A 4,077-nucleotide genomic window follows, 5' to 3' on the forward strand; every position below is an offset into this window, starting at 1 on the left:
GACGGATTGCTTTTCCAATCCAGTAGGAGTAAAATAATTGTGGGAGCAAGAATAGGAATAAAAGTTAATATATGTAAATTAACCTTGGCGGATGTGTTGGCTTTTAATCCAACATCATCTGCCAAGGCCACCAAGCAATAGCGCGATAGGGGAATGCAGAAAAAACAAGAAATGAGGGCCTCTTTTTTGTACAATGAGTTTGTCCAAAAAAACCGTACAAAGGAGGCCCTCACATGGGACATTATAACCCGAAATACCCGACTTTAGAAGAGCTTGAACGCCATGTCTTTCAGGTGTTACAGGAGATGTTTGGCAAGGTTTTGACGATGGTTTTGGAACAGATGGATGCCGAAATCGCCGAAGCGCGGGATAAACGCCGCTTTCGCTTGAAAGATCGGCGCGACGTTCACATCGATACGATGTTCGGTCCGTTGACCATCAAACGCAATGATTATCAAGACCGGGAAAATGGTCGTTATATCGCTTTATTGGATCACTATTTAGCCTTTGACGGCCGCAAGGGATTCAGCCCGCTCCTTGAACAATGGGCGATGGCCTTGGCCGTGTCCGGCCCGTCTTACCGCCACGCCGTAAAGCAATTGGAGACGTTCTTGGGTTATGTCCCCATGAGCCACGAAGCGCTGCGGCAGCATCTCCTCGCGTCCGAGGTGTGTGAGCCGAAGTCCAAACAACCCGGGCCTGAAGTGCTCTTTGTCGAGGTGGACGGGTTGTTTGTGAAACAACAAAAAGAAAAGGGCGGCAAGAAGAAAAAGGCGAAAGAACTTAAGATCGCTTTAGTCCATACGGGTTGGGAACAAGACGGCTCCAAACGGCGGAAATTGAAGAATAAACGGCATGATTTCCACACGGGCTCCGAGCCGTTTTGGGAAGGCTTTGAAAGCTTCTTGGAGCAGCACTACGACTATGACGCGACGAAAACGAAGTTGGTCATTAACGGGGATGGAGCCGGTTGGATTTCGGCTTGCCAAGAGGACTTCAAGGGCCGGGCGTTTTATCATTTGGATCGGTTCCATGTCGCCCGCGATTTGCATCTAATCATGAAAGATCATCCGCGCTATTCCGCGATGAAACGGGCGCTGAACGAGAATGATCCGGAGCGGTTGATCGTGGAGCTGAACAGCGCCGTGGGAACGATGGCTACACCGGAAGGCGAAGCGAAGCTAGAGGTGTTCATCGCGTATGTCACGAAACATAAAGAAGCCTTATGTGATTATAAGGCGTGGCTCGAAGAAAAAGGGATGGACACCCGCGGGATGTGCACGATGGGGGCTTCGGAAGGCCTGATGAGCCAATTTGCGGCTCGCCTCAAACAGGGGCGCAGTTGGAGCGCAGCCGGTGTAGAGGCGATGACCCAATGGATGATTGCTGACAAGGATCGGTTGGAGGTCAAAACGTGGTTTGGGCAATGGGTGCCGAACCGTGAAACAAACGGTTCGGGTCGTAAGGCTCCAGAGACCAAAACCCGTAAAAGGCTGACCAAGCAAATCGTAAATGATGTACGCGACAACATCCCCTATATGAAACAATCTTCAGGCACGATGATTCACAGCACTTTGAAAGGGCTGATCGGTTTTTAAACATTAAGAGAGCTTCCGTAAGAAGTCCAAGAAAATAGGAGAACGCTTTCAAATTGCATTGTACAAGAAAAGTGCCCACAAAAGCTTGACTGCATCTTCCGCCTCTAATAAGCGGAATAAAAACTCCGAATATGGTATATTATGAGTAGCTGCGTATTCTGCCATGGCGGACCATCGCTCCGCCATGACAGGCAAATGAAGACGGTGGCAATACTCGTGTATTTGTTCTTTCATGAGCTTTCCCCTCGCAGGAATGTGTCATAAACGGACAATGGACGAGTATCCACCTTCCACCGAAACAGGCGAAATGGTGACGGCCATTTCCGTCTGTTTCTTTTTGATTTTTTCGGCGAATGAAATCACTTTTTTCTGTTGGTTCAAGTAAGAAATCTCCTCCCCTCGATAATACAATCGAATATCCCCATTTAATCGCTCCTTCACCAGAATTTCTTTGCCCGCATACTCCGCCGATAAGAGCCATTGTTCCCCTTTGTATGAGAAACTGCCATCCCAATGCACTTTCCGATAGGAAAGATAGCTCGTATCGTAATCGTTCAACGGGAGAGGTTTCAGCTGTTCCTCTGCCCAACGCTCTTGCGGAGGAATGCCGGTCGTGGCGTTTGGCTTCCGATTCGCCACTTGATCGAGCCAACGATGGAGAAGGAAATTTAATTCCTCGATGCTTTCAAACGCTGTCCCCACATAGAAGTGATCCATGATATACTGAATGGCTCGTTCGACTTTTCCCTTTGTCTGGGCCCGGTAAGGCCGGCACACTTTTGGAATAAATCCGTAGTAACTCGCAAATTCAGAAAATCGTTGATTCCATTTCACCACTCCTTGTTCCCGGCCGTCTGTAACGGTCTTCATATTATCAAATAACCCCTTCTTCGGAACTCCGCCGAAGTATTGGAAACTCTGAATCAGGCATTCCATTAAGTGTTCCTGGTCCTGGCTGGTCGTAAATACCGCGTATTTCATCCGCGAATAGCCTAATGTGGCCACAAATAGCGATAACTTGACTTTTCTCCCTTCGATTATCACCTCCCCGACTTCTTTCCAATCGACTTGCATTTGTTCACCAGGAAGCGTTTCATAACGAACGGTGTATTTCTTTTTCGCCGTCTCTCGGAAAGGTTTTATATAGTCCTTTAAAATCGTCTTTCCTCCTGTATAGCCCTGTTGTCGAATTTCGAAAAATAACTTTTCGCTATTGAACACCCCATCCTCTAACATTCGTTTTTGAAGATACTCTTTAAATGGATCTAACTTGCTTTTTCTTTGTTTTCGCTTAGATTTGGAAGGGGGATTGGGGGAGTGAATATATTTTCGAACGGTTTTCCGATCAATCCCCAACTCCCTCGCAATATCGGAAATACTCATTCCCCTTTCATACATCTCTTTGATCATAAAAAATTCCCCTCTCGTAATCACGAACCATAGCTCCTCTCATTGACACTATGGTTCTATTGTAAGTGGGGAATTTTATTCCGGCTATATTGGGGATTTTATCATCGGCTTTAACATAAGCGTGAAATCATGGATCAATTTCGCATCTCTTCTTCCATGTTACATAGATGGGTAACTCACTATAAAAACGAAGGAATTCAAGGATTAGAAGAGAAAAGGGGCAGGACAAAAAGTTTACGTAAAGATAGACCAAGAAAAAATCCTTTGACAACTGAACAAGAACTGGAACGTTTACGTGTGGAGAATGAATATTTAAAAAAGCTATTAGCGTTAAGAAAGGGGGAGAGAAAGTAAGAGACAAATATCAGGTAATAGAAGAGCTATCTAAGAAATATACCATTCGTCTACTCTGTGAGGTATCCGGTGTTTCAAGAAGTGGATTCTACAAGTGGAGAAAGAGAAAATTCATGAAGACGAAAAAACAAATAGAGAATGAGCAAATCAAAGCAAAGATTCAGGCGTGTTACCAAGCTGTCCATGGCATTTACGGCTATCCTCGAGTCACAGCTTGGCTTAGAAAAAAATACAACCTAACCATCAACCACAAAAGAGTATATCGGTTAATGAAAGAACTAGGGATTCAAGCGAAAATTCGGAGAAAGCGAAAATATTTTGGAAAGAAAGAGGCATACGTGGTATCGGATAACCATTTGAATCGAGAATTTCAAGCCAAAAGACCAAATGAGAAGTGGGTGACGGATATTACGTATCTTCAAAGCAATGGCATCCGATTATATTTATCCGCCATTAAAGACTTATATAACAACGAGATTGTCGCTTATCAAATCAGTCATCGAAATGATGTTAGGCTCGTCATCGATACCGTGAAGTTAGCGATAAAACGAAAAAAAGATGTGTCTGGAATCCTTCTCCATAGTGACCAAGGATTTCAGTACACATCCAGACAATATCACGGACTACTTAAACAATACAATATAAGGGCTAGTATGTCTAGAAAAGGGAATTGTTTAGATAATGCTTGTATGGAAAACTTTTTTAGCCATTTAAA

At 44.6% G+C, this 4,077-nt stretch carries 3 protein-coding genes and 2 pseudogenes; 3 read left to right on the forward strand and 2 right to left on the reverse strand.

Annotated elements, in window-relative coordinates:
• Positions 1-233 precede the first annotated feature (233 nt).
• The gene (locus CCB157_RS16770; RefSeq protein WP_077616934.1) at positions 234-1,598 is read left to right on the forward strand and encodes an ISLre2 family transposase; all 1,365 of its coding nucleotides are present in this window, start codon (positions 234-236) and stop codon (positions 1,596-1,598) included.
• 96 nt (positions 1,599-1,694) lie between these two features.
• On the opposite strand, the pseudogene CCB157_RS16775 reads toward CCB157_RS16770, so the two are convergent.
• Both CCB157_RS16775 and istA read right to left on the reverse strand, forming a co-directional pair.
• Positions 1,695-1,832: pseudogene (locus tag CCB157_RS16775) on the reverse strand (AAA family ATPase); the annotation flags it as partial.
• A pseudogene (gene istA / locus CCB157_RS16780) lies at positions 1,829-3,032 on the reverse strand (IS21 family transposase). The pseudogenes istA and CCB157_RS16775, both read right to left, overlap by 4 nt.
• A 105-nt stretch (positions 3,033-3,137) precedes the next feature.
• Here istA and CCB157_RS16785 point away from each other — a divergent pair.
• Both CCB157_RS16785 and CCB157_RS16790 read left to right on the forward strand, forming a co-directional pair.
• Positions 3,138-3,362 (forward strand): hypothetical protein, encoded by a 225-nt coding sequence (locus tag CCB157_RS16785; RefSeq protein ID WP_077616935.1) that lies wholly within the window; start codon positions 3,138-3,140, stop codon positions 3,360-3,362.
• Positions 3,332-4,077 (forward strand): IS3 family transposase (locus CCB157_RS16790; RefSeq protein WP_305782242.1); only part of this gene is annotated, 746 nt, incomplete at its 3' end. The genes CCB157_RS16785 and CCB157_RS16790, both read left to right, overlap by 31 nt.

The sequence above is a fragment of the Caenibacillus caldisaponilyticus genome (assembly GCF_002003465.1).
Lineage (GTDB): Bacteria > Bacillota > Bacilli > Bacillales > Sporolactobacillaceae > Caenibacillus > Caenibacillus caldisaponilyticus.

Excerpts from the sequence above, each read along its gene's own strand:
- CCB157_RS16785 (WP_077616935.1), top strand. The coding sequence starts at position 3,138 with ATGGATCAATTTCGCATCTCTTCTTCCATGTTACATAGATGGGTAACT.
- CCB157_RS16770 (WP_077616934.1), top strand. The coding sequence starts at position 234 with ATGGGACATTATAACCCGAAATACCCGACTTTAGAAGAGCTTGAACGC.